Genomic DNA, 24,148 nt, shown 5'->3' on the forward strand with positions numbered 1-24,148 from the left:
GAACCCGGAGGGTTCTGGGAACACGAAGATTTTGAACGCGTTCAAATCAGGAGTGGGGTCCCCTTCGGACACGGAGGGGGCCTTACTGATGAAGATCGCGCTGCCCGGCGGGACCGGGCAAGTGGGGACCGTCCTGCGTCGCGCGCGGGCTCCAGTTCGGCGGCTCGGAGGAAGTCGGCGACCTTGCCCGGCATGTCGAGGGCGACCGCCGGTTCCGGGGCCGGGGCGCCCGGATCGACGGCCGTGTACTCGGGCAGGAGGTCCGCGACGGCGGTACGGATGGCGCCGCGGCTGACGTCATGGCCGCGGGCGCGGGCGGCGACGGAGCGGCCTTCCAGGTACGCGGTGCGCACGCCGTCGGCGTTCGTGGCCGGGACGGCGGGGCGGCGTCCGCCCTTGTTGCCCTTCACCTCGGCGGCCCGCAGCCCGTCGTAGGCCAGTTCGCGCCGGAGGTCGCGCTGGAGTTCGCCGGCGGCGGCGAGGGTCTGCACCATGAATTTCACGGTGGACAGCAGCTCGCCGGTATGCGGATGACGGGCGGTGAGGTCCATCGCGGAGAACGCGCCATCGTGGATGCGCAGGGCGAGGCGGTCGCGGTGCAGGACGTCGAGCACGTCGAGGATGTGCCCGGTGCCGCGCACCAGGCGGAACATCTCGGAGATGTGCACAGCGTCGCCCGGCCGCGCGTACGCGAGCAGCTCGCCGGACTTCGGCCGCTCCAGCGGGTGAAGGCGGCTGGAGGTCCCGGCCTGCTCCTCGAAGACAACCGGGGCCTCGATCCCGGCCTCGTCCAGCACCAGGTTCTGGCGGTCGGTCGACTGCTGGTCGGTCGACACCCGCTTGTACACCAGGTTGGCCATGCCGCTCCCCGTTGTGGTGGTCGCATTCGCCCCTAGCTGTCAGCAAACCCTGTCATCAGCCGTCATCGGATCCGATTGGATCGGCGCCGCCGGGCCCCGGAAAGCCCGGGTTCATTGGACGCCCGCCGCGCCTGTCGTCATTCGTTCCTTTGACGACATCAAAGACGCGGCGGCCGAAGATCGGCGGATCCAGGTTGGGCGGGTCCGACTCGGATGGTCCGGGCACGGACGGGCCTGCCGCCGGGCGTCGCGGCGGCGAACGGGGTGAGAGTTCACCGATCCGTTCTCTGGGTCGGCCGCGACCGACGGCGGCGTGGTGCTGCGGTCCTGAGATGGGGCCGTCGGCACGGTTCGGGCAGTGGTGGACCGGTCGAGGGCTTGACCCATTCCGTGCTCGTCTCTTCGGTCGGGTCGCCAGACGAAGCGAGAAGATGCTCCCTGGCAGTGAGCTCGATGGCGCCGGTCGCCTCGCCGGATCTTCCCCCTTTTCCCGAGCACGGCAAAACATCGCCGGCATCCAAGGGCGGGCTCGCCCATAAGGCAGGCGGGCATCGGGAGCGCAATTAGCGATATACGGAACAGCGGAATGCGTGATACGCCATACGGTCAGCCGTCATGGATTCATTCGCAGGGCCATAGCTTCACCAAGTAAGTCAAGACTTATCTTTAGGGAACTTTGACCGTATGGTGTGGCTCGAATCGAAGGAGCCCCCTGTTGTCGAAAATGAATGATCCCGCTGTGCGTGCGGTTGAATCGGAGCGGGATTATGTGTCCTCCTTGTACGAGTTGCTCACCGAGCGGCTTTCCGAGGCGCGAGTACACCGAGCGAGTGTGCTGAAGGCCCCGGCGGAAAGCGCCGGTGAGGCATACGAGAGAGAAATCGCCGCCGAGCGTCTGGCCAAGGAAATCGGCCGGCTGGAGGGCGCCGAAAAGGGGCTGGCCTTCGGGCGCATCGACTGGACGGATGGCACGGTCCTGCGCATCGGGCGGATCGGACTGCATACGGAGGAGGACGACCTGCCTCTGCTCGTGGACTGGCGTGCGAACGCGGCGCGGCCCTTCTACGAGGCGACACCGGTCCACCCGATGGACCTGCGGCGGCGCCGGCACCTGCGCCTCGATGAGCGCACGGTCATCTCGGTGAGCGACGAACTGCTGGACGGGACCGCCCCGACCGACGAGGACGTCGTGGGGGACGGCCCGTTGACCGAGGCTCTGTCGGCACGGCGCACGGGCAGGATGCACGCGGCCGTCGCGACGCTGCAGGCCGAGCAGGACGAGATCGTCCGCTCCGCCCACCGCGGGGTGACCGTGGTGCAGGGCGGGCCCGGCACCGGCAAGACGGTGGTCGCCCTGCACCGGGCGGCCTATGTCCTGTACGCGTTCCCGCGCGCCGCGGAGGAGGGTGTCCTGGTGGTGGGCCCGAACGCCCGGTTCCTCGACTACATCTCCCAGGTCCTTCCCTCGCTCGGAGAGAACGACGTCGTTCTGGCGACCTGCCGGGAACTGGCCGGAGTGTCCACGGACACGGTGGACCCGTTCGATACGGCGCGTCTCAAGGGCAGCTCCGACCTCGCCGACGCCTTGGCCGGCCTGCTGCGCGTCCACCAAGCCCCCGCCGGTGACTTCACCGTGCGGGTCGGACAGGAACTGGTTCACCTGTCCGGCGAGGAAGTCGCCACGGCACGCGACGCCGCCGTGGCAGCCGCACCGGGGCACAACCCCGCGCGAAAGGTGTTCAGGGAGCTCTTGGTCGACGCCGTCACCGACGCGATGCAACGAGACATGGGCGACCTCCTGGAGCAGATCGACGCCGATGCCGAAAGGATGACGGGCATCAACCTCGACCGGTTCACGGGAGTCGCCCAGCGCCGTGCCGAAGGTGCGGCCGACTCGGGTCCGGTCCACGAGCTGGACCTGGACGCCATCCGAGCCGATCTCCTCGACGACGCCGGCGTCGACCGAGCGGTCGACGTGTTGTGGCCGCGGCTGGTACCCGGTGACCTCGTGAAGGCGCTCCTGACGAACGCCGGCGCTCTCGCCGAGCGCCTGCCCCGCCTGACCGCGCAGGAGCGGTCCCTTCTGCTGCGCGGTCCGGACGACCCGTGGACCGATGCCGATGTGCCGTTGCTGGACGAGGCGGCGAGCCTGGTCGACGGCCCTCCCGAGCGGACGTACGGGCACGTCGTCGTCGACGAGGCGCAGGAACTGACCGCCATGCAGTGGCGGATGATCGTCCGCCGCTGCCCGGCAAGGGCGATGACGCTGGTGGGTGACTTCGCCCAGGCAGGCCCGGTCGCGACAGCACGCGACTGGAAGGAAGCACTGAGCCCCCACGTCGGACCGCGTTTCAAACTGCACAACCTGACCGTCAGCTACCGCACCACGCAGGAGATCCTGGAGAGCGTCCGGGACCTGCTCACGCGGATCGCTCCGGACCAGAAGCCCACACGGTCACTGCGAAGCGGTGAGAGCCCTCGCACCGTGACCACACCTCCGGACGGGTTGGTCACCGCCGTCGTTCAGGAACTCCGCGCCCAGAGCACCGCGCACCCGGGCGAGCTTCTGGGAGTGATCTGCGCGGACACCAAGGTGAGCGAGCTGACGGCCCAGGGCATCGCTCACCACGCACGCATCGTGCCGGCGTCCGAAGCGCGCGGCCTGGAATTCGACGGGGTCGTCGTCATGAACCCCGAGGAAATCGTCACGGCCCGCCGCGGTGGGGAAAGGGACTTGTACGTAGCCCTGACCCGGGCCACCAAGCGCCTGTGCACAATCACCGTCCAGCCCGCCTGACGACTCGGCGCCCGCGTCGTCGCCGCGGGCGCACCCGGCGCGGTACGGACACCGGCCCGCGCGCACGGGGCTGCTCGCCGCCTCACCGCTCGTGGCCGCACCCGGCATCACACGGCCTGGTCCAAGCCGACGACGTTCAGATCCCCTTCGCGCAGCAGGGTGAAGTCGACGTCGAGCTTCGGGTCGTACGCGTCGGGTTCGATGCCGAGTTCGTGCGTGCTGTACTCGCCGAACCGTTTGATGTGCTCGGTCAGGCACGGCGAGATATGGGCCAGGCCCTCAGGTCGATCTCCCATCCCTCTTCCAGGAGCCGGCGGACGATCTCGGAGATGTCCAGGGCATTGTGGAAGATCACCGCCCCTTCTTCCCTGGGGCCGCGCGGACGCGCACAGGGGAGACACGTCCGCGCGGCTGTCCTCGGGGACCGGGCGTCAGCTCGTCGCGCGCACCGCGTCGCGGATCAGGTCCGCGACCTCCTGCGGCCGGGACACGGCGACGGCGTGCGAGGCGCCTTCGAGCTCGACGATCGTCGCCCCGGCCCGCTTGGCGCCGAAGCGCTCGACCTCGGGGTTGATCGCCTCGTCCGCGCCGGCGATCAGCGCCCAGGACGGCTTGGTCTTCCAGGCCGCCGCGGCGGCGGTCTCCTCGAACGCGGCGGCGGCCAGCGGGCGTTGCGCCGCGGCGAGGATCTTGGTGACGTCGGCGGGCACGTCGGCGGCGAACACCGACGGGAAGGCGTCCTCGGCGATGGTGACCTCGACGGCCGGGTCGCCGCCGGGCACCGGGTACGTCCACTCCTTGAGGTTGCTCACCAGCGGCGAGAGCGGGAAGCGGCCCTGCAGCTCGCCGAGGCTCTCACCCTCCTCCAGGGCGTAGGCGGCGACGTAGACGAGGCCGACGACGTTCTCCGTGGTACCGGCGACGGTGATGAGGGCGCCGCCGTAGGAGTGGCCGACCAGGATCACCGGGCCGTCGATCTGGGCGGCGACCGAGGCGACGTACGCGGCGTCGGAGGCGAGGCCGCGCAGCGGGTTCGGCGGGGCGACCACGGGGATGCCATGGCCCTGGAGCTCGGCGATGACGCCGGACCAGCTGGCCGCGTCGGCGAACGCGCCGTGGATGAGGACGACGGTGGGCGTGGTGGTGGTCATGGCTGTGCTCTCTCCTGAAGGTCAGATGTGCAGGGCGTCGCGCAGGGTGCCGACGGCCAGGGTGATGGCGGCTTCGGCGGCGTACGTCGAGCGCAGGGCGTTGAGCATCACGAAGTCGTGGATGATGCCCTGGAACCGCACGGCGGTGACGGGGACGCCGGCCGCGCGCAGCTTGTTGGCGTAGGCCTCGCCCTCGTCGCGCAGGACGTCGGCCTCGCCCGTGATCACCAGCGCCGGCGGCAGACCGGTCAGCTGCTCGGTGGTGGCGCGCAGCGGGGACGCGGTGATCTGGGCGCGTTCGCCCTCGTCGGTCGTGTACTGGTCCCAGAACCACTGCATGCCGTCACGGCGCAGGAAGTAGCCGGTGGCGAACTGGTGGTAGGAACCGGTGTCGAAACTGGCGTCGGTGACCGGGTAGAACAGCACCTGCTGCACCAGCGGCACCCCACCGCGCTCCTTGGCCATCAGCGTCAGCGCGGCGGCCATGTTCCCGCCGACCGAGTCACCGGCGACGGCGATACGCGTGGCGTCCAGCCCCTTGGAGGCGCCCTCCTCGACGATCCACCGGGCGACGGCGAAGTTCTGCTCGATGGCGACCGGGTAACGGACCTCGGGCGAGAGGTCGTACTCGGGGAAGACCACCGCGGCCCCGGCGCCGACGGCGAGCTCGCGCACCAGACGGTCATGGGTGTGCGCGTTGCCGAACACCCAGCCCGCGCCATGGATGTACAGGACCACCGGCAGGGCACCCTCCGCGCCGGCCGGCCTGACGATCCGGGCCCGGACACTCCCCGTGGGGCCACCGGTCACGGTGACCCACTCCTCGTCGACCGCGGGCTTGTCGATCTCACCCGACTGCACCTCGTCGACCGCCTTGCGCCCCTCCGCCGGAGGCAGGTCGAAGAGGAACGGCGGGTTCGCCGTCGCCTCTACGAAGGACTGGGCAGCGGGCTCAAGGACCGGCGTGACCGGCTCGACGACGTCGGACATGGCAGCTCCTGCTGTGATCGATGAACGCTTTCCTGCCCGTCACGGTAGATCCGGGCGGGCGCCGGGATTTGCCCACGCGTGCACCACCCCTGCTCCGACAGCGCACGCACACCCTAGATGCACTAGCATCAAACCTAGAGCCCCTAGGAAGCTGGGGGTCTCGACGAAGGCCCGACACCGCACCCCACAGGAGCAGGCGATGTACGCACCCCGGACCGGCACGCTGAAAGTGCCCGGCGCCACCCTTCACTACGAAACGCGCGGCAGCGGCCCGGTCCTGCTGCTCATCCCCGGCGGCGCCGGGGACGCGGGGCTGTACGCGGGCATGGCACCGGAGTTGGCCGCCCGGTACACGGTGGTCTCGTACGACCCGCGCGGCCTGTCCCGCAGCCCGCTCGACGGCCCTGCCGACGCCCCGCGCGCCGACGAAGAGGTACGGGTGTGGAGCGACGACGCCCGCCGGCTGCTCGATCTGCTCGCCCCTGACGACGAGGCGGCCGTCCTTGGTTGCAGTTCCGGTGCCGTCGTCGCGGTCGATCTCCTGGCCCGGCACCCGGGACGGCTGCGCCGGGTGGTCGCGCACGAACCGCCGTTGCTGGAACTCCTGGCTGATCCCGCCCCGCATCGTGCGCTGTTCGCGCAGGTGCGCGAGACCCTCCGCACGGAAGGAGCCGGCGCCGCCATGGCCCGGATGGGCGAGGGGCTGGCGGACGGAGCGGTACGGCAGGCGCCCGCCCAGCCGACGGAACTGCCGCCCGGCATCCAGGAGATGGCCGTCCGGATGCACGCCAACCTCCCCGTCTTCCTGGGACACGTTCTCGTCCCGTTCTCCTCGACCCGCCCCGACCTCGCCGCGCTCCGGCCCGTGGCCCACAAACTGGTGCCTGCTGCCGGGCGCGACTCCCGCCGCCAACTCCCGCTGTACGGACCGGCCGCACGCCTCGCGGAACTCCTCGGGTCCCCACTCGTCGAGTTCCCCGGCGGCCACCTGGGAGCCGTCGAGTCCCCGAAGGAGTTCACCGACCGTCTGCTGACGGTCCTGGAGTGAACGGCGCCAGGGTCCGTCAGCGGTAGTGGTCGGCGACCGCGGCGAACGCCTCTTTGGGCTCCCAGGGCAGGTCGGGATACGAGGCGCCCAGGCCGCCGTCGAGGACCTTGACGATGCCGTAGCTGGCCAGGTCCAGGTCCTCACGAGGGTCGCCGTCGGGGCGGTGGACGTGGTCGTAGAGCGCGAAGGTGAACACGAAGGCGCTGTCGACACCCCCGGCCTCGAAGGCCTCCAGCAGCTCGCGCACATACGCGGCCTGGCCGGCTTCGTCGCGGACGTAGTCGCCCTTCAGCCGCACGGGGCCGGTCCTGTCTCGTCGAGATCGTCGACGAGGTCTACCTGCCCCTGATCCGCCGCCGCGCCCCGAACTCCGCCTGACCGCCGGAATACCGACCCGCCGGAACGCCGGTGGCCCCGCCCCCTGAAGCAAGGGCGGGGCCACTGGTCATCCGTGCGGCGTGTTCCGCCGGCTCAGCCGGCCGACGTCCTGCGCCTGCGGAGCCACCACACGAGGGCTCCGCCGACCGCGGCCAGGCCCGCCGCCAGCGCGGCGATCAGTCCGACGGGAACGGTGGAGCCGGTGTCGGCGAGGTTGCCGTCCGGGGTGTGGGCCGGCGGAGTGGGCTTGCCGTGGTCGCCGCCGCCCGGGGTGGACGGGGCCGGTGCCGGGGTCGTCGAGCCGCCGCCCGGCTTCGACGGTGTCGGCTTCGGGGACGGGGCCGGGCCGTCGCCCCCGCCGCCCGTGTCGTCGGTTCCGCCCACGCCCGCGCCGAGGTAGGTGGTGTCGGTGTCCCGGTAGGACGTGTCGTCGGCCTTCATCGACGTCTTGGTGGTCTGGTCGAGGGTCGGGTTCTGCAGCATGAACTCGGTGCGGGAGATGTTCCGCTTCGGGGACTTCGAGAAGTCGACCCCACCGACGATGTAGATCTGGACCGTGCCGTTGGCCGGGATCTCGTACTGGAACTCACCCTCGGTGTAGATCTTCCGGTACTTCTTGAAGAGTTCGTTCTTGTCCCAGTTCTGGTGCGGGGCGCGCAGCGGCCACTGCTTCACGTCGTCACTGTCGATGATCTTCCGGAAGTCGGTCGCCTTCGCCGCGTCCTGCCGGCGGATCCACTCCGCGGCGACCCGTGAGGTGTAGACCCGGCGCAGATCGGCGTACTGGGGCGCGGTGTTGATGGTCTTCTCGACCGCGGGGACGATCATGCTGTCGATGACCGTCTGGGCCGCCTTGGTCTGGGCCGCGTCGGGGGTGCAGATCGGCTCACCCGGACCGGGTGTGACGGTGGTCTGCGCGGTCGATTTCAGGGCCAGCGGGGCGTCCAGGATGTAGATGCCGCCGTCCTGTTCGCGGACCTTGGCGGGCTTGGGCTCGATCCAGTTGCGCAGGCCCGGCATGCACGGGTAGCCGTTCTCCTTCGGCAGGGCCGCCCAGTACCGCTTGCCGAGGTCGGCCTTGGGGTCCATGGCCTTGTAGAAGTCGTGCTTCATCTGGAGGTCGGCCTCCAGCAGGACCCGCCCGGCGTCGGTGGAGGCGAACGTGTTGTCCATGATGCGGTCGGGCTCGTCCGGGTTGAGGTTCACCCAGAACTTGTCCGGTGTGAGCGCGAGCCAGGTGAAGAAACTGTCGGAGGCCAGGTTCATGGTGGCCTCGCCGCCATAACCCGGATCGGTGTCCGGGTCGGGCACGTAGTCGGCCTTCATCGAGTAGGTCATGCCCTTGCCCTTGACGGGCGCGCCGACGTACCGGAGTTCGAGGGTGGAGAAGTCGATGCCGCCCGGGCCGCCGCGCGGGAGGGTGCCGCGGGTGTCGATCTTCCGCGCGGCGCCCTGCTGACGGCGGGCGTCCTCGGGGGTGGGAGCGGAGTCACGGATGCGGTCGTTGGCCGGGCCGCGGGTCCCCTGGTTCGGGTCCGGGCTGAACCAGGTGTCGTAGCGGCTGTAGCCCCGGATCGGCTTGGTCTGGGGGATGCCGTTGTACTGGCGCTCGAAGATCCGCACCTGGTTCGGCTTGCCGCGCTCCCGCGACAGCTCGTCGTTGAACTCACGCAGTTTGTCGAGGGTGTTCTTCGGAACCTTCTTCCCGCCGACCAGGCGGAAGGTGTGGTCCTTGGTCTCCGGCTGCCGGGCGATGATCCTGTCGGCGGCGAGCTGGTCGGCCCGGTGCGTGCCGTTCGACTTGAACTCGTTGAACTCCTTGAGCCGTTGGTTGTACGCGTCGTACTTCCGCGTGGCCAGCAGCTTGCCGTTGGAGTCGCGAACCTCGACCTTGACCTCGCACAGCCAGTCCGGGCCGACCAGGTTGAAGTCCTTGACCACCCGCTGTTCGAAAGCGCTGCCCTTGTGGTTGTTGATCTCGTTGCGGATGTAGATCTTGTCGAACCAGTTGTTGAACTCGGCGACCGGACGCCCGGTGGACAGGAAGCGGGCGTAGATCTCCATGGCCTTGTCGGCGGGCTTGCCCGAGGCCGCGGCCTGCTTCTTCCACTGCTCGACCGTCTGGGACTGCGCCTGCTGCGCCTCGGCCCTGGTGGGCGGCTTCAGTCCGTCGAACGCCTTGCCCGGCAAAGGGAAGTTGTAGTTCTTCGGGTTTCCCGCCCACTGCTGGTAGGGGTCCGCCCCGGCGGGGAAGCCGGAGTTGGACGGCGTGCTGGGGTACTGCTTCTTCAGCCATTTGTCGTCGCAGCGCTGGCCCTTGATCGTGGTCGCGGCCTGTGCGCTGTCGATGCCGAGACCGGGCAGGCCGGTCAGGGTCAACGCGCCGGCCAGACCGAGCGCGGCCGTGAAACGGCCGACCAGGCGCCATCTGCGGGATGGTCGTATGAGCGTGCTCAAGACGGTGTTCCTCTTCCCTCACCGGTGGGGGCATGGAGGGGTTCGGGTGCGACGGGTGAGGCCCCCGTGACGTCCGTCGCGCGCACACCATAGACCCGTTCGCGGGCGAAACGCACAGCAGATCGACAGGTTTGACAGAACAACTCGCTGACGTCCACAGGGAGTTCACCAGCGCGCCGCCCCGGTCCCTACAGTGACCCCATGACCCGAACCGACCACGGCGACGAGGCGGCCGAGCAGCAGCTCAGCCTGTGGATCGCCGAGATCCCGGAAGCGCTCAGGGAGTTGCGCGCCGAAGTGCTCGACGAGGGCTTCCCGTTCGACTTCGGCCCCGGCTCGCTGGCCGCGCTGGAAGCGCACCTGCTCGCCGAGTACCGGTCGGCCCGCGAGAGGGTGGCCCTGGACTTCCGGCCGACCCGGTGCGCGACGGTCTACCTCGGTGAGGTCCTCCTGGGCATCGGCGGCGGCCGATGGGGCTGGGACCCGCGCAAGGCCCCCGGCTCCTCGACAGGCCGGCCCGTCGTCCACCCCGATCCCGCGCTCGGCCTCGACCCCGTCGACCTGCTCGCGCTCGTGGCACGGGCGATCCGCGTGCGCACCGTGGACGTCTTCACCGCGGAGGCGGCCGGACTCCGGGAGGCCGTCACCGTCCGGCGGGAGCGGGAACCGGGCTGGGCGCCGGTCGTCGTCCCCCATCCCGAACAGGCCGTACGCCGGACGGGCGCGAACCACCCGGAACTCGTGCGGTGGCTCGACCGGCGTGTCGCGGAGTTCGCCGCCTGGGCGGACGAGGTGGACCTGGCGGACGAGACGGGGGCGGCGGGGGCGGCCGAGGGCCGGGAACAGCGGTGGGACTTCTCCCCCGGCTCCCTCGACCGGCTCGAAGCGGTCCTGCGCGACAGGTTCGCCGACAGCGGCGCGCTCCTCGCGGCGAAGAGCGACCCGTTCGTGCAGGGCGTCGTCTGGTACCTCGGCGAGGTCGTCCGCCGCGCCAGGGAAGGCGTGGTGTGGCAGTACCAGCCCCGCACCCGCTTCGACGAGCCTCTCGAGGCGGCCATGTTCCACGCCGGGGACGAGATCCACCTCGACACACCGAGGGTGGCGCAGCCCGGCCTGCGCGACGGCGGGTCGGCGTACCCGATGGCGACAATGAACGTCCTCTTCTGGGAGACGGACGAAGTCGACAACCCCATCCAGCCCCGCCTGGCCGACATCCTCGACGACTTCGCGTGACCCACGCCCTCGAACACGCTGTCGGGGTCCGGGACGGCTTCGCCCCGGACCCCGACAGCCGCGGGATGACCGCCCGTCAGCAGGTGCGGCCGGCGTAGTGGGCGCCCTGGATCTTGGCGGCGGAGCCCAGCCAGGTCGTGCCCGGCCCGACGCACCGCTCGTAGTCGGGCGCCAGGGCTACCTCGACCTTGATGACCACGTGTGAGCCGTCGGACGTGCAGTGGTTGTAGAACGCGTCGGAACCGGTCTCGTAGAAACCACAGGGGTTCGCGGCCGCAGGGCCCGCGGTTGCGGCGGTCACCGCCCCCAGAGAGGTGAGCACGAGAGCGACGGAACCGAGGGTGCTGAGCACCGTACGACGAACACGCACAGCAGAACTCCTAGCCGAAATATGGGGGATCAGGACGGATCAGAACCGATCGGAAGGGATTCAGGACCGGAAATGCCCAGGTCCGCCGATTCGGCCGGATGCCTGCATCAGGATCGTGGCGTTCCCCTCGAAGTTGACCGCATGCCACGCCCTTTCACCCCGCGAATCGTTTCACCTCTACGCCGTTGGAGTGGTTCTTCCAGGAAGAGCGAATCGGCGGCGGAGATCTCGGGGAAGGCGGGCGGCCCGTTCACCCGGCTGAGCGCCCCGAGTGGTGGCGGAGGGTCGACTGCCTGACGGTTGATCACGTCAGGCCGGGTCAGGTCAGCTGACGAGGTGTCGGCTGCCCGGTCATGACGGAAGGACCATCAGATGCGTTCTGCTCGCATGATCCTGGCCACCGCGGCGGCCACGGCCGCCCTCGCCATCGGCGCCCCCGGCGTCCACGCCGCCGACGGGGACTGGGACCACGACTCCTCCTCCTACAGCAAGGAGGAGGACTCCTCCTCGCACGGCAAGGAACAGGGCAAGGAGCACGGCAAGGAGCACGGCAAGGAAGAGGGCCACGACTCGCCGCACGGCGGCATGCACACCGGTGGCGGCGCGCTGGCCATGCTGAACGACAACAGCGACCACGGTGCGGCCGCGAAGGACCCGAAGTACGACCCGGAGACCTACAAGGACAAGGACACCGACAAGGACGAGCACGGCAAGGGCTCCTGGGGCGGAGACCAGGAGGAGTCGGGTGGCTGGAGCAAGGAGCACGACAAGCCCAGCGGCGGCATGCACACCGGTGGCGGCGCCCTCGCCACGCCCTCGGTGACCGCGGCCGGACTCGGCGTCCTCGCCGTCGCCGGCACCGGCCTCTACGCCCTGCGCCGCAGGAAGACGGTGGGGGGTGTGGCGTGACCCATGCCTGACGCGATAGCAGCCGCGGCCGCCGCCCCTGCCCCCGGTGGCGGCCCGGCCGGCTTCCCACCCCCGCCGCCCCTGTCGGCCTCCCCCTCTTCGCCCGTACACTGACAAATCGTAGATGTGCGGGCGCAGTTGACCGGGGGGAGCCGCCATGTCGGGGGACCAGTACGGCAGATACGACAACACGGGCAGTTACGACAACAGTTTCCATGTCCCGCCCATGCCCTCGGCCCCGCCGCCGGCCCCGGCGGACGGAGTGCGGGCCGTCGCGGTGGCCGTGCTCAACCTCGGCGGCCTGGGCCTGGGGTACGCGCTGGTGCGCCGCTGGGCCCTCATGTCGCTGTGCTGGGTCGCCACCGCCGTCCTGCTGTTCGTGGCGCTGCCGGCCGACCCGGACGGCGTCCCGGTCTTCGCTCTCGTCCTGTACGTCGCATTCCTCGCCGCGGTGGCGGCACACGGTGCGCGCGTGGGCCTGCGCACCCCACTGGCCGGGCTCCGGCAGGCCCCGCTCGCGCTCGGGCTCGGACTGCTCCTGCTCGTCGCGCCGGCCGGGGGTGTGGTGCTGTACGACGACGCCAGGGACGAGGCGACGCAGCAGATGCTCCTCGACCGGCTCGACAAGGCCGACCGGCTGGTACAGGCCGCCGGTGAGAAGCCCTTCACCACCGCCCAGGCCGACTACCGCAAGGCGCTGAAGGTCTACGCGGACCTGAGAGCCGACCATCCCGGTTCCCGGGCGGCCGAGCGGGTGCCCGCGCGGATGAAGACCTTCTACACGACGGTCGGCGCCATCTACACGCAGGGCAACTACTGCCAGGCGATAGAGCCGCTCACCTATCTGCGCACGGTCCCCAAGAGCCTGCCCGGGACGGACCTCGGAGAACTGAAGTCCTGGCCCGACGACCGCCTGGCCACCTCCCTGTACGAGTGCGCGTCGACGGCGCTCACGGCCGGTGAGGCCACCTGGGCCGCGCAGTTCGGGGAACTGCTGACCACCTTCCCCGAGTCGGAACAGGCCGCGAAGGCCGAACCGGCCGTGGCCGCCGCCGTCGTCCGGACGGAGAAGGACCTGCGCGGGGCCGAACCCTGCTCCGCGGTCGAGCGGCTGCGCACGCTCGGCTCCCAGATCGTCGCCGTGCCGTCGGAGCGGGCGGAGGTCGGCACCGCTCTCGACAAGGACGCCGGCCGCGCCAACGCCAGCGCCGACATGGGCACCTACACCTGCGGCGTGGACCAGTACCGGGACGGCGACTTCGACTCGGCGCAGACGACCATGACCGAGTGGGCCTCCGACCACAAGACCGCCAAGAACGCGGCCCTGGCGAAGAAGATCGCGATAGCGGCGGAGATCGCCCAGACGGTGCCGGCCGCCGGCAAGAGCCTGCCGACGACCCGTAAGGGCGGCAGCATCTCGGTCACGGTGCAGAACGACAGCCCCGACGAGATCACCGTCCTCTACACCGGGCCGGTCACCGGCAGCTTCACCCTCAAGGGGTGCAGCAGCTGCAAGGCGTACTCCATGATCAGCACCATCACCCCGGGTTTCGAGCCCTGCAGCGACAGCGGCAAGAACTATCCGGAGCGCACCATCAGCCTGCCGGTCGGCACCACCTACTTCCTTCACAAGCCGATGAACGACAGCCTCGCCTCGCCCGCTTCGGACACCGCCAAGATCGAATCGGGCTACATCTACACGGAGTGCGCCTACACGACACAGAGCCTGGGGACGACTTCCTGAACAGGGTGTGAAAGTCGGGGGAATTCCGGCCGCTGAATATCCGTCAAACCCTGAATTTGTCATCTGTGGGCCGCATGTGACGGGTGATATGGTGCGCCGGAATTCTCTTGTGCAGGGCCCCCACACGAAAGCCTTGAGACAATCCATGAACGACATAACGGCGGAATCTCCCGCGAACTCTTTTGTCCCGGGCGGCCGCCGTCGGCACCGCAAGGCCAAGCAGAGCGGTACCGGTGTCCGGCGGGCGATCGTGCTCGCGCTGGCCGTACCCGTCACGTCCGCCGCTCTGGCCGGCCCCTCGGCGTTCGCCGCCGAGAAGGGCATCGGCGCGACGGCCAAGGACACCGCACCGGGCCAGGACCTCGACGCGGACGACCAGCAGATGGTCACGAATCTGGACACCCGGGTGCTCGACCGGCGCCTGGGTGCCGACGTCAGCGGTGTGGTCCTCGACGCCGAGTCGGACAACACGCTGTGGGACCACAACGGGGCGACGGCGCTGATGCCGGCGTCCAACGTCAAGCTCGCCACGTCGACCGCGGCCCTCACGGTGCTCGGCCCCGACCACCGGTTCACCACGAAGGTCGTCTATGGCAGCGGCACCCTCACCCTCGTCGGGGGCGGTGACCGTACGTTGACCACCGCCGACCTCGCCGAGCTGGCGAACACCGCGGTCGCGGGGCTCAAGGCCGCGGGCCTGACGTCGGTGAAGGTCGCCGTGGACGACAGCCTCTTCCCCGAACCGACCCTGGCCAACGGCTGGAACACCGGCTACTACCCCGACTCGGTCGCCCCGGTGCGGGCGCTGGTCGTCGACGGGCACGGTGTGCAGGACACGTCCCTCGACGCCGGGCAGGTCTTCGCCCAGCAGCTCACCACGGCCGGCGTCACGGTCGACGGCACCGTCACCCGCGCCGCGGCGAACAAGAGCGACGTGCCGGTCGCCCGGCACATGTCGGCGCCGCTGTCGGACATCGTCCACACGATGCTCAAGACCAGCGACAACAACATCGCCGAGACCCTGCTGCGGATGACCGCCCTCGGCGCGGGCCGCCCGGCCACCTTCGAGGACGGCACGGAGGTCGTGCGGCAGGTGCTGAGCCTGCGGTACGGGGTGTCGCTCGACCACTTCGAGATGCACGACGGCAGCGGCCTGTCGCGGGCCGACCGCATCCCGGCCGCCACCCTCGCGGAGATCCTCGAACTGCTGACGGAACCCCGCTACGCCCACACCCTCGGCTCGGTCCTCGACGGCCTGCCCGTCTCCGGTGAGGCCGGCGGCACCCTCGGCCCGGAGTGGGGCCGCTTCGACGACGTGAACTCCACGTGCGCGGTCGGCAAGGTGCACGCGAAGACCGGCACCCTCACCGGCGCCATCGCCCTGAGCGGCCTGACGCAGGGCAAGGACGGCAAGTGGAAGGTCTTCTCCTTCGTCGAGAACGGCTCCACGGCCAACCCGAACGACATCAAGGACGCCATGGACGGCCTCGCCGCGACCGTCAACGGCTGCTGGGCGTAGCGAGAGGGCCGGCTCCAACAGGCGCCGACCCTTTCCTGATGTGATCCATACCACAATGAAACGGTGCCGTTTCGATGGCCTCCGAAGGCTACTCTGGCCAGCAAGTGAACGAAACCGTTTCGTTCATAAGAGGCGTTCGCCCCCACCGCATGGAGAACGACAGCCATGGCCTCCGTACTCATCGTGAACGACCAGTCCCTCCAACGCCTCGGCCTGCGCATGCTGCTGGCCGCCGAGCCCGACCTGACCGTCGTGGGCGACACGGCGAGCGGCGCCGAAGCGGTCCGTATGAGCGTCGAGCTCCGACCTGACATCGTCCTGATGGGCGGCCACCGTCCCGAGTCCGACGACATCGAGACCATCCGCCGCATCGCACGCCCCTCGCACCTCACGCCGGTCCGCGGCCCCGCGGAGCCGGGTGGGCATCAGCCGCGGGTGCTGGTCCTGACCTCCACCCACGAGGAGGCGTATGCCTACGCCGCGCTGCGCGCGGGCGCCGGCGGATTCCTCCTCGAGGACGCCACCTCCGACGAACTGACCGCTGCGATACGCGTCGTGGCCGCCGGCGACGCCGTCATCACCCCCGAACTGACCCGCGCCCTCATCGACACCGTCCGCCAGGAGCGCGCGCCGCGGCCCCGCGAACGGGCGATCGGGCTCGACACCTTCACCGAGCGCGAACACGATGTCCTCGTCGCCGTCGCCTCCGGCTGGTCCAACGCGGAGATCGGCGCACGGCTGTCCATCGCCCCGACCACCGTCAAGTCGCACGTCAGCCACATCCTCGCCAAGATCGGCGCCCACGCCCGCGTCCAGGCAGTCGCCTTCGCATACGAGTACGGCCTGGTGCACCCGGCGGCCTGACCCGCCGACAGCCTGAGCCGACGCCCGGGCAGGCCGTCCGTCAGGTCCGCTCGGCCGTGGTGCCGCGGAGGACCAGGCGGGGGGGTGAGGACGACCTCTCGGGGTTCGGTGCGGCCCTGGTCCACGCGTTCCACCGCGGCGGTCACCGCGTAGCGGGCCTGTTCGCGGGCGCCCTGGCTGACGGTCGTCGGGTTGAAGCAGCTCGGCCGGGAAGTCGTGTCGTCGTCGTGGCCGGCCACGGGGAACTGTCCCGGGACGGCGACGCCCGCGCGGGCCAGGCGGCGAGGACACCGATCGCGGACTGGTCGTCGAAGGAGACGACGGCCGCGGGCAGGTCGCCGCCGTCGAGCATCTGGTGCGCCCGTTCGCCGGCCGCCTCGGTGTGCTCACGTGCAGCACCCGGATGTGGGCGTCGAGGCCGCGGCGGCGCATCGCCGTGCGGTGCTCTGCCCGGGCGCCGGCATCCGCGGTGCGCTCGACACGTCGTTCACCCGTGTCCCCGCCGACGCGGACGGCAAGGCGCCCACCGGCTACGGCTTCTGGTGCAACGCGTGGCCGGAGAACCCGGCGTGGAAGTTCGTCGCCGTCGGCCTCGGCAACGACGTGCCGTTCTGGACGGAGTTCCTGCGCGCCCTCGCCGAGATCGACCCGGACATGGCCGTGCACGTCGAGCACCGAGGACGCCGCCTACTCCCGGACCGAAGGACTCTCCCTGGCGGCCAGGGGCCCGCACAACGCCGCGTCCGCGATCTGACCCCGTACCCCGTACCCCGTACCCCGTACCCACGTGGCCCCGTACCCGCTCGCCGGGTAGGGGGCGACGTCGTGCGGCGAGCAGTCGTCTAGTCGCGGGCGCGCTGGTGGACGCGGGCCAGGAGCAGGTTGGGGTCCTGCCGGGTGAAGTACGCGGCGCTGGGGACGTAGACGGTCCGGCCGCGGACGGCCACGGAGGTGGGGTTGGACAGCCCGTCCTCGCGGGTGAGGACCACCCGGTGGGTGCCGTCCCGGCGGATCAGGGCGACCTCGCTGCCGCCGATCAGGGCGGCGAGAGCCGTGTCGCGGTGCCGCTCGACGAACCCGAAGTCGTCGATCGCGGCGAGGCCCCTCGCCCGGGTCTCGATCGCCCCGGCGGAGCCGTTCCGGCACACGGGGATGCGCAGCAGCGTCCCGGCGTTGGAGTTGGACACCCACACGGCGTCGCGGTGGAACCGGAGGCCGTTGGCTCCGACGCGGGCCGCGGGCGGCGCGTTGCGCGGCTCGAGCTCGGCTCCCATGGCCCACGCCGTGGGTTGGCCGCCCGAGCGCGGGACGCGCCAGACGATGCCCAGCACCGAGTCCGCGGCGTAGAGCACGCCCCGGCGCTCGTCGAGGGCGAGGCCGTTGGGGAAGCCGTTCGGCGGCAGCTGCGCGATCTGCCGGGGTGCGCTGCCGGGGGCGATGCGCCAGATGCCGGTCGCACTGGTGCCGGTGGCGTAGTTGACGTAGAGGGTGCCGTCCTCCGCACGGGCGATGCCGAGGACGACGGCCGCGCCGGTGACGGGGGTTCTCGGGTTCGCCACGGCGGGCAGGGTCGCGATGATCCTTGTCCGCCCGTTCCGGGTGACGTTGGCGACCTGCCGGGCGCTCGCGAACGTCAGGTCGGCGGAACCGTCGGGTTCGAGCGCGATGTTCTCGGGTGTCTGGCCCTGGGCGAGGTCGAAGTGGGCGACGACGCGCGGGTCGGAGACGGTCGGCTCGCCGCCCGCGGCGGGAGCCGAGGCGAGCAGGCCGAGGGCGAGAGCGGCGGCGGTGACGCCCGCCAGGCGTGGGAGTCGGGGCATGGACCTCTGGACCTCTCCGTGAGGGGAGCGGGGAAGCGCCGCCGTGCGGCGGCCAGACGACCATGACCGTGCCCCGGCGGTGGCCGCCGCCGTCGCGGCCGGGAGATCGCCCACGTGGCCCAGGGCATGGACCCGCCTGCCGCTCACGCGGGTGACACGGCGTGCAGCAGACTGTGCCGTGCAGACGGACACTCACCCAGAAGGAAGCACAGCGTGATCATCTTCGGCACCAAGGGATACCTCTACCAACTGGCGATACTGACGCTGCTGTGCGGCCGCTGCGGAAACCCCGCCGCGCACACGCTCAGGAAGCGGGTCACCAAGTTCACACTGTTCTTCGTGCCGCTGTTCCCGATCTCGACGAAGTACGCGACGCAGTGCACGTTCTGCGGCGCCGAACAGAAGGTGACGAAGGAACAGGCGGACCAGCTGCTCGCGCAGGGCGCGGGCGGCGTCGGCGGCCAGCCGTACGGGCAGCCTCAGCAGCAGCCGCACCAGTACTGACGGTTCCCGCCGTTGCCACGGCTCACCGGGTGAGTCCGGCCCTGTCGCAGGCGGCCCGGAGTTCACGGGTGCAGATCTGGCCGACGGTGTACACACCGTCGGCGACGAGGGTCGGGCCGATGTCGTGGGCCGTGACCCCGGTCGGGGTGAGCAGGACGGACGGGATGTTCTCGGTGGTGGGGCTGTCGGTGGTCGTCGTGGCGGTGTCGCGGGCATCCTCGCCGCGTCCGACGGCGACGGCCATGGCGGCGACGGCGGCGGCCTCCTTCTCGAACGGCTTGTACACCGTCATGTACTGCTCGCCCTTGACGATGCGCCGCACGGCGTCGAGGTCGGCGTCCTGACCGGTGACGGGCGGGAACTTCTCGACGCCGGCGCTCTTGAGGGCGGCGACGACGCCCGCGGCGATCGAGTCGTTGGCCGCGAGGACGCCGTCGATCCGGTCCGGGCCGAGGGCCGCGATGGCGGCGGACATGTTGGCGTGGGCGTTCTGTGTGCTCCAGTCCTGGGTGTCGTAGGACCGGCCGATCCTCACCTTGCCGGCGAGGACGGACAGCGCGCCCTTGCGGTACCAGGCCGCGTTGGGGCTGGTCGGGTCGCCGTTCACCATGACGATGTTCGCGCGCCGGGGGCCCTCCCCCATGGCCTTCAGGAGTGCCTCGCCCTGGAGCCGGCCGACCTTGCGGCCGTCGAAACTGACGTAGCCGGCGATCGGGCCTTCGGCGAGGCGGTCGTAGGCGAGCACCGGGACACCCGCCCGGCGGGCCTCCTGGATCGAGGAGCGCAGCGCCCGGGTGTCGGCGGCGTCCAGGATGAGGACCTTGGCCCCCTTGGTGACCATGGAGACCAGCTGCCCGCGCTGCCGGGTCACGTCGTTCTCGGCGTTGGCGTACTCCAGCGTGCAGGTGGGGCACAGCTTCTTCACCTGAGCCTCGATCAGCGGTCGGTCGGAGTGTTCCCAGCGGGGGACGGCGCGGCTCGGCAGCAGCAGGCCGACGGTGAAGCCCTCACCGGCCGCCTTGTGCTCTCCTCCGCAGGCGAGCGGGGGCACGGTCATGAGTGCCGCGGCGATCACCGCGACGACGTGCCGACGACGGATTCTCATGGCGATCCCCCCGGTACGGCGATCTCGCTCCACACCTGTTTGCCGCCGGCCACGGGGACCGAGCCGAAGGACTCCGACATCGCCTCGACCAGCAGCAGGCCCCGGCCGCCGGTCGACTCCCAGTCGACGATGACCGGCTTGGCGGGCGCGCGTGGGGAGGCGTCGCTCACGCCGACGCGCACCAGGTCCCCGCGCAGGACCAGGTCGAGCCTGACGGGGCCCTGGGTGTGCACCAGGGCGTTGGTGACGAGTTCGGAGACGACGAGCAGTACGGCGTCGGCCGCCTCCTGGACCTGCCAGCGGCGCAGGGTGCGCGCGGTGAAGCGGCGGGCGTGCATGACGGCGTCGGGCAGCCGCCACACCATCCAGCCGGCCCGGATCGGGCGGGTCTTCATGCCGTCGTAGCGCAGGAGCAGCAGCGCCACGTCGTCCTCACGGCGGCCGACGTCGCCGAGGAGTTCGTCGGCCATCCTGCCCGGGTCCTCGGGGTCGGCCGCGGCGAGTGCGACGCGCGTGCGGCGCATGCCCTCGTCCAGGGGCAGGTCGGAGGCCTCGACCAGGCCGTCGGTGACCAGGGCGAGGACCGTGCCGGGGGACAGTTCGACGGACGTCATGGGGAACTCCGCCTCCGCGAGGATGCCCAGCGGGGGCCCGCCCGTGACCTCGACCTCCTCGGTGGTTCCGTCGGGAAGCCGCAGCAGGGGGGCGAGGTGGCCGGCCCGGACGAACAGGATGTTGCCCTCCTCCATGTCCAGTTCGGCGTAGCAGCAGGTGGCGAACAGGTCGGTCTCCATGGCGACGAGGAGCCGGTTGGCGTGGGAGACGACCACGTCGGGCGGGTGGCCCTCCATGGCGTAGGCCCGGACCGCCGTGCGCATCTGTCCCATGATCGTCGCGGCTCCGGCGCTGTGTCCCTGGACGTCCCCGATGACCAGGGCCACCCGGTCCTCGGAGAGGGCGATGACGTCGTACCAGTCGCCGCCCACCTGGAGGCCTCGTCTGGCGGGCAGATAGCGGGCGACGGCGGTGCCGCCGGGCAGTTCGGGCAGGCGGCGGGGCAGCAGGCTGCGCTGGAGCATCGTCGCGAGTTCCTGCTCGGCGTCGTGCGCGTGGGCGCGTTTGAGGGCCTGGCCGACGAGGGCGGCGGTCGCGGTGAGCAGGGACCGTTCCTCGGGGACGAACTCGTGCGGCCCGTCCCAGCCGACCAGGCACACCCCGGCGACCTGGCCCTTGGCGGGGAGCGGCAGGACGGCGAGGCCGCCGTCGCCGATGCCGGCCAGGCCGGGTTCGAGGTCGGTGCCGGCGGGCCACAGGTCCATCCGGCCGTCCCGCAGAGCCGCCTGGAGGGTGGGCAGGGTGCGCAGCGGCGCGTCGGGCCATTCGGTGCGCCATTCGCTCCGCCAGACCTGCGGCCAGGCGGTGGGCTGGGGTGGGTCGAGGACGGTGACCATGAGCCGGTCGTCCTGTAGCGCGGCGAGGGCCACCCGGTCGGCGGCCAGCGGCTCGCGCAGGGCGGAGACCACCACGCGGCCGACGTCCCGGACGGTCGCGGCGTCGTCGAGGGCGGCGGTCAGCCACTGGATCCGGGCGACGTCGTCGCTGCCGCGGCGCAGGACCGGGGTCGCCGTCACCACGCCGAGCACCTGTTCCGGCACCTCGCCGACGGGGGCCTGTGCCCGGCAGCTCAGGCTCAGCCAGCGCATCTCGCCGGTGGGGCCGCGGACCCGGAACTCCAGGTCGCGTCGGACGGAGGCCTGGGCGGACGGCTCCAGGACCGACATCAGGGCGTGCATGTCCTCCGGGAGGGCGTGGGCGAGCAGGGTGTCGACCTTGCCGTCGAAGTCGTCCGGGGTGATGCCGACCAGTTCGAGCAGCGTGTCGTCGGCCTCGATGAGGCCGGTGTCCGGGAAGAGGACGAACGAGCCGACGCGCAGGCTGCGCAGCGCGGGCCCGAGCAGCGGCGTGGGCCGCGGCGGGTCCTCGCCCGGTCGCAGGAGCGCGGCGACCGCGTCGGCGTAGCGCTCCAGGAACCGGCGTTGCTCGGTCTCGAAGCCGTCCGCCGAGGACCCCATGACGAGGAGGCAGCCCAGCCGTCCGCCCTCCGGGCCGAGCGGCAGCGCGGCGAGCGGGGTGTCGGCGGCGAGCCAGAGGGGGCGGTCGGTGCGCACGGCGCGAGCCGGGGGTGAGTCACCGGACAGAGGCAGGCGCTCCGGCGGCGCCGAACCGGAAGGATTGCCTCCGGACGTGTCCACCAGCCGAAGCTCTTCATTGCCGGCGTCGGGTGCGTAGACCGCTGCCAGTGTCGCTCCGGCGAAGGTCAGGGCCCGATCGAGGCATGTCCGCAACGTACCTCCCGTCCTGCCGCAGGTGCCGACAGGTTGAGATCGAGGCACCTACCCACCAGAATCGCATATAAGGATCAACCGAACACATCCACCACATATCCACCTTATTGTCGTCTACGGCAGGTATCACCCATGAAGGCCTGCATTCGGGACACGGCCGCCACCGTGACCGCGGTCTCCGCCGCAGTCGTGCTGGCGGCCTGCGGGGCGGACACCGGGAACGATCCCGACGGGGCGAACGGACCGCGTATCGGTCTGCTCCTGCCGGACGCCACCACGGCACGCTGGGAGGCGCAGGACAGGCCCCTGTTGGAGAAGAGGATCAGGGAACTGTGCGACACCTGCGCGGTCGAGCACGCCAACGCCAAGGGCGACGTGGCCCTCCAGCAGGAACAGATGGAGTCGATGATCACCAAGGGTGTCGACGTGATCGTGCTGGTGGCCGTGGACGCCAGGTCGCTTCGCCCCACGGTCGTCAAGGCCCACGGGGCGGACATCCCCGTCATCGCCTACGACCGGCTCGCCGAGGGCCCGATCTCGGGGTACGTCTCCTTCGACGGCGTGGAGGTCGGCCGGCTCCAGGGCCGGGCGCTGCTGCAGGCGATGGGCGACAAGGTGCCGGGCGCCGAGATCGTCATGATGAACGGCGACCCCAGCGACCCGAACGCGAAGTCGTTCAAGGAGGGCGCGCTGTCCGTGCTCGCCGGGAAGGTGAAGATCGGCAAGGCCTACGACACCCCCCAGTGGCGGGCCGAGACCGCGCACATGAACATGTCCGGGGCCCTCGCGGCCCTCGGCGCGGACTCGATCGACGGGGTCTACGCGGCCAACGACGGCCTCGCCGGCGGGAGCATCTCCGCCCTCAAGGCGAACAAGGTCACCCCGCTGCCTCCGGTCACCGGGCAGGACGCCGAGCTCCCGGCCCTGCGGCGCATCGTCGTCGGCGACCAGTACATGACCGTCTTCAAGCCGTTCGGGCCCGAGGCCGCCGCGGGCGGCGCCATGGCGGTGGCCGCGGCCCGCGGGCAGAGCCTGGGGAAGGTGGCCACGGGCCAGGTGCCGACGCGCGGCGGGGAGGCGGTCGCCGCGGTCCTGCTCACCCCCGTCTCGGTGACCGTCGGCAACATCCGGGACACGGTGGTGAAGGACGGCCTGCACACCGTCCAGCAGATCTGCACCCCCCAGCTCCGGGCCGCCTGCGCGAAGGCCGGGCTGACCTGACGGCGTGACGACCGGACGCCGCATCGACCTGACCCCCCGAGAAGGAGTTGGTTTCCGTGCCGGATCCCCCGTTGCTGGCGTTGCGCGGTGTGTGCAAGCGCTTCGGCGTCGTCGAGGTCCTCACGGACATCGAGCTGGAGATCCACTCCGGGCAGGTCGTCGCCCTCCTCGGGGACAACGGCGCGGGCAAGTCCACTCTGGTCAAGGTGATCTCCGGGGTCGCCCCCGCCGAGAAGGGCGTCATCGAGTGGAAGGGCCGGCCGGTCCACATCAGACGCCCGCACGACGCCCGGGACCTCGGCATCGCCGCCGTCTTCCAGGACCTGGCGCTGTGCGGGAACCTCGACGTCGTCGGGAACCTGTTCCTCGGGCGGGAGATCGGCAGGTTCGGGTTCCTCGACGAGGTGGAGATGGAGCGCCGCACCAGGCAGCTGCTGGAACGCCTGACCAGGCGCCTGCCCGATCTGCGCGGCCCCGTCGTCTCCCTCTCCAGCGGCCAGCGGCAGACGGTCGCCATCGCCCGCTCGCTCCTCGGCGAACCGCGGGTCCTCCTGTTGGACGAACCCACCGCCGCACTGGGCATCGAGCAGACCAACGAGGTCCTTGACCTGGTCGACCGGCTGCGGGACCGCGGTCTGGGCGTGCTGCTCATCAGCCACAACATGGGCGACGTGAAGGCCCTCGCGGACCGCGCCGCGGTGCTGCGCCTGGGCCGCAACAACGGCTTCTTCGACGTGAACACCGCGTCGCAGGAGCAGATCATCTCGTCCATCACCGGCGCCACGGAGAACGTGCCGCGTCGGCCGGCCGGCCGGGAGACGGGGTGGTGACCC

At 70.9% G+C, this 24,148-nt stretch carries 21 protein-coding genes and 1 pseudogene; 11 read left to right on the forward strand and 11 right to left on the reverse strand.

What is annotated here, in order from left to right; translation table 11 throughout:
• Positions 1-41 precede the first annotated feature (41 nt).
• On the reverse strand, positions 42-860 hold the full coding sequence (locus OG289_RS07390; protein WP_327313199.1) for a recombinase family protein: 819 nt from the start codon (positions 858-860) through the stop codon (positions 42-44).
• An 832-nt stretch (positions 861-1,692) separates the two neighbouring features.
• Here OG289_RS07390 and OG289_RS07395 point away from each other — a divergent pair.
• Positions 1,693-3,657, forward strand: a complete 1,965-nt coding sequence (locus OG289_RS07395) for a HelD family protein (protein ID WP_442818878.1) — start codon at positions 1,693-1,695, stop codon at positions 3,655-3,657.
• Positions 3,658-3,764: 107 nt separating this feature from the next.
• Here the strand turns inward: OG289_RS07395 and OG289_RS07400 are convergent, their stop codons facing one another.
• The 3 genes from OG289_RS07400 to OG289_RS07410 all read right to left on the reverse strand — a co-directional run bounded on the left by OG289_RS07400 (position 3,765) and on the right by OG289_RS07410 (position 5,798).
• Entirely contained in the window at positions 3,765-3,953 is a 189-nt protein-coding gene (locus OG289_RS07400; RefSeq protein ID WP_327313200.1) for a hypothetical protein, read from the reverse strand.
• A gap of 135 nt (positions 3,954-4,088) precedes the next feature.
• Positions 4,089-4,808, reverse strand: a complete 720-nt coding sequence (locus OG289_RS07405; protein ID WP_327313201.1) for an alpha/beta fold hydrolase — start codon at positions 4,806-4,808, stop codon at positions 4,089-4,091.
• A 21-nt stretch (positions 4,809-4,829) separates the two neighbouring features.
• Positions 4,830-5,798, reverse strand: a complete 969-nt coding sequence (locus OG289_RS07410; RefSeq protein ID WP_327313202.1) for an alpha/beta hydrolase — start codon at positions 5,796-5,798, stop codon at positions 4,830-4,832.
• A gap of 199 nt (positions 5,799-5,997) precedes the next feature.
• On the opposite strand from OG289_RS07410, the gene OG289_RS07415 reads away from it, so the two are divergent.
• Positions 5,998-6,846: an alpha/beta fold hydrolase gene (locus tag OG289_RS07415; protein WP_327313203.1), complete on the forward strand. Its 849-nt coding sequence runs from the start codon at positions 5,998-6,000 to the stop codon at positions 6,844-6,846.
• 16 nt (positions 6,847-6,862) lie between these two features.
• On the opposite strand, the gene OG289_RS07420 is transcribed toward OG289_RS07415, so the two are convergent.
• Together OG289_RS07420 and OG289_RS07425 are read right to left on the reverse strand one after the other, a co-directional pair.
• Positions 6,863-7,144 (reverse strand): hypothetical protein, encoded by a 282-nt coding sequence (locus tag OG289_RS07420; RefSeq protein ID WP_442818879.1) that lies wholly within the window; start codon positions 7,142-7,144, stop codon positions 6,863-6,865.
• Between the two features lie 173 nt (positions 7,145-7,317).
• Complete coding sequence (locus OG289_RS07425; protein WP_327313204.1) at positions 7,318-9,681, reverse strand: hypothetical protein; 2,364 nt, start codon at positions 9,679-9,681, stop codon at positions 7,318-7,320.
• A gap of 201 nt (positions 9,682-9,882) precedes the next feature.
• Between OG289_RS07425 and OG289_RS07430 the strand changes: the two genes are divergently transcribed.
• Positions 9,883-10,914 carry a hypothetical protein gene (locus OG289_RS07430; RefSeq protein ID WP_327313205.1) on the forward strand — a complete coding sequence of 344 codons (1,032 nt, stop codon included), beginning with the start codon at positions 9,883-9,885 and terminating at the stop codon, positions 10,912-10,914.
• Positions 10,915-10,990: 76 nt separating this feature from the next.
• Here OG289_RS07430 and OG289_RS07435 read toward each other — a convergent pair whose 3' ends face one another.
• Complete coding sequence (locus OG289_RS07435; RefSeq protein ID WP_327313206.1) at positions 10,991-11,284, reverse strand: DUF6355 family natural product biosynthesis protein; 294 nt, start codon at positions 11,282-11,284, stop codon at positions 10,991-10,993.
• A 372-nt stretch (positions 11,285-11,656) separates the two neighbouring features.
• Between OG289_RS07435 and OG289_RS07440 the strand changes: the two genes are divergently transcribed.
• The 4 genes from OG289_RS07440 (at position 11,657) to OG289_RS07455 (ending at position 16,320) form a co-directional block, all read left to right on the forward strand.
• Complete coding sequence (locus OG289_RS07440; protein ID WP_327313207.1) at positions 11,657-12,193, forward strand: hypothetical protein; 537 nt, start codon at positions 11,657-11,659, stop codon at positions 12,191-12,193.
• A 157-nt stretch (positions 12,194-12,350) separates the two neighbouring features.
• A complete protein-coding gene (locus tag OG289_RS07445; protein ID WP_327313208.1) occupies positions 12,351-13,937 on the forward strand; it encodes a hypothetical protein in 1,587 nt (528 codons plus the stop codon).
• Positions 13,938-14,082: 145 nt separating this feature from the next.
• Entirely contained in the window at positions 14,083-15,456 is a 1,374-nt protein-coding gene (gene dacB / locus OG289_RS07450; protein WP_327313209.1) for a D-alanyl-D-alanine carboxypeptidase/D-alanyl-D-alanine endopeptidase, read from the forward strand.
• A 165-nt stretch (positions 15,457-15,621) separates the two neighbouring features.
• Positions 15,622-16,320 (forward strand): response regulator transcription factor, encoded by a 699-nt coding sequence (locus OG289_RS07455; RefSeq protein WP_327313210.1) that lies wholly within the window; start codon positions 15,622-15,624, stop codon positions 16,318-16,320.
• A 137-nt stretch (positions 16,321-16,457) separates the two neighbouring features.
• Here the strand turns inward: OG289_RS07455 and OG289_RS07460 are convergent.
• A pseudogene (locus OG289_RS07460) lies at positions 16,458-16,559 on the reverse strand (LacI family transcriptional regulator); the annotation flags it as partial.
• Between the two features lie 151 nt (positions 16,560-16,710).
• On the opposite strand from OG289_RS07460, the gene OG289_RS07465 reads away from it, so the two are divergent.
• Positions 16,711-17,166, forward strand: a complete 456-nt coding sequence (locus OG289_RS07465; RefSeq protein WP_327313211.1) for a hypothetical protein — start codon at positions 16,711-16,713, stop codon at positions 17,164-17,166.
• On the opposite strand, the gene OG289_RS07470 is transcribed toward OG289_RS07465, so the two are convergent.
• On the reverse strand, positions 17,163-18,140 hold the full coding sequence (locus OG289_RS07470; protein WP_327313212.1) for a hypothetical protein: 978 nt from the start codon (positions 18,138-18,140) through the stop codon (positions 17,163-17,165). The two genes, OG289_RS07465 and OG289_RS07470, sit on opposite strands and share 4 nt — an antisense overlap.
• Before the next feature lie 213 nt (positions 18,141-18,353).
• Here OG289_RS07470 and OG289_RS07475 point away from each other — a divergent pair, with 213 nt between their 5' ends.
• The gene (locus OG289_RS07475; RefSeq protein ID WP_327313213.1) at positions 18,354-18,644 is read left to right on the forward strand and encodes a zinc-ribbon domain-containing protein; all 291 of its coding nucleotides are present in this window, start codon (positions 18,354-18,356) and stop codon (positions 18,642-18,644) included.
• A 22-nt stretch (positions 18,645-18,666) separates the two neighbouring features.
• On the opposite strand, the gene OG289_RS07480 is transcribed toward OG289_RS07475, so the two are convergent.
• On the reverse strand, positions 18,667-19,749 hold the full coding sequence (locus OG289_RS07480; protein ID WP_327313214.1) for a sugar ABC transporter substrate-binding protein: 1,083 nt from the start codon (positions 19,747-19,749) through the stop codon (positions 18,667-18,669).
• Complete coding sequence (locus tag OG289_RS07485; protein WP_327313215.1) at positions 19,746-22,094, reverse strand: SpoIIE family protein phosphatase; 2,349 nt, start codon at positions 22,092-22,094, stop codon at positions 19,746-19,748. The genes OG289_RS07480 and OG289_RS07485 overlap by 4 nt, the downstream gene beginning before the upstream one ends.
• 132 nt (positions 22,095-22,226) lie before the next feature.
• Here OG289_RS07485 and OG289_RS07490 point away from each other — a divergent pair, with 132 nt between their 5' ends.
• Both OG289_RS07490 and OG289_RS07495 read left to right on the forward strand, forming a co-directional pair.
• Positions 22,227-23,315 (forward strand): sugar ABC transporter substrate-binding protein, encoded by a 1,089-nt coding sequence (locus OG289_RS07490; protein WP_327313216.1) that lies wholly within the window; start codon positions 22,227-22,229, stop codon positions 23,313-23,315.
• 47 nt (positions 23,316-23,362) lie between these two features.
• Positions 23,363-24,145: an ATP-binding cassette domain-containing protein gene (locus OG289_RS07495; protein WP_442818880.1), complete on the forward strand. Its 783-nt coding sequence runs from the start codon at positions 23,363-23,365 to the stop codon at positions 24,143-24,145.
• Positions 24,146-24,148 lie beyond the last annotated feature (3 nt).

Source organism: Streptomyces sp. NBC_01235 (assembly GCF_035989285.1).
Classification (GTDB): domain Bacteria; phylum Actinomycetota; class Actinomycetes; order Streptomycetales; family Streptomycetaceae; genus Streptomyces.

Coding starts and splice junctions, on each gene's coding strand:
- OG289_RS07390 (WP_327313199.1), bottom strand. CDS start 860: ATGGCCAACCTGGTGTACAAGCGGGTGTCGACCGACCAGCAGTCGACC.
- OG289_RS07400 (WP_327313200.1), bottom strand. CDS start 3,953: ATGGGAGATCGACCTGAGGGCCTGGCCCATATCTCGCCGTGCCTGACC.
- OG289_RS07405 (WP_327313201.1), bottom strand. CDS start 4,808: ATGACCACCACCACGCCCACCGTCGTCCTCATCCACGGCGCGTTCGCC.
- OG289_RS07410 (WP_327313202.1), bottom strand. CDS start 5,798: ATGTCCGACGTCGTCGAGCCGGTCACGCCGGTCCTTGAGCCCGCTGCC.
- OG289_RS07415 (WP_327313203.1), top strand. CDS start 5,998: ATGTACGCACCCCGGACCGGCACGCTGAAAGTGCCCGGCGCCACCCTT.
- OG289_RS07430 (WP_327313205.1), top strand. CDS start 9,883: ATGACCCGAACCGACCACGGCGACGAGGCGGCCGAGCAGCAGCTCAGC.
- OG289_RS07440 (WP_327313207.1), top strand. CDS start 11,657: ATGCGTTCTGCTCGCATGATCCTGGCCACCGCGGCGGCCACGGCCGCC.
- OG289_RS07445 (WP_327313208.1), top strand. CDS start 12,351: ATGTCGGGGGACCAGTACGGCAGATACGACAACACGGGCAGTTACGAC.
- dacB (WP_327313209.1), top strand. CDS start 14,083: ATGAACGACATAACGGCGGAATCTCCCGCGAACTCTTTTGTCCCGGGC.
- OG289_RS07455 (WP_327313210.1), top strand. CDS start 15,622: ATGGCCTCCGTACTCATCGTGAACGACCAGTCCCTCCAACGCCTCGGC.
- OG289_RS07470 (WP_327313212.1), bottom strand. CDS start 18,140: ATGCCCCGACTCCCACGCCTGGCGGGCGTCACCGCCGCCGCTCTCGCC.
- OG289_RS07480 (WP_327313214.1), bottom strand. CDS start 19,749: ATGAGAATCCGTCGTCGGCACGTCGTCGCGGTGATCGCCGCGGCACTC.
- OG289_RS07490 (WP_327313216.1), top strand. CDS start 22,227: ATGAAGGCCTGCATTCGGGACACGGCCGCCACCGTGACCGCGGTCTCC.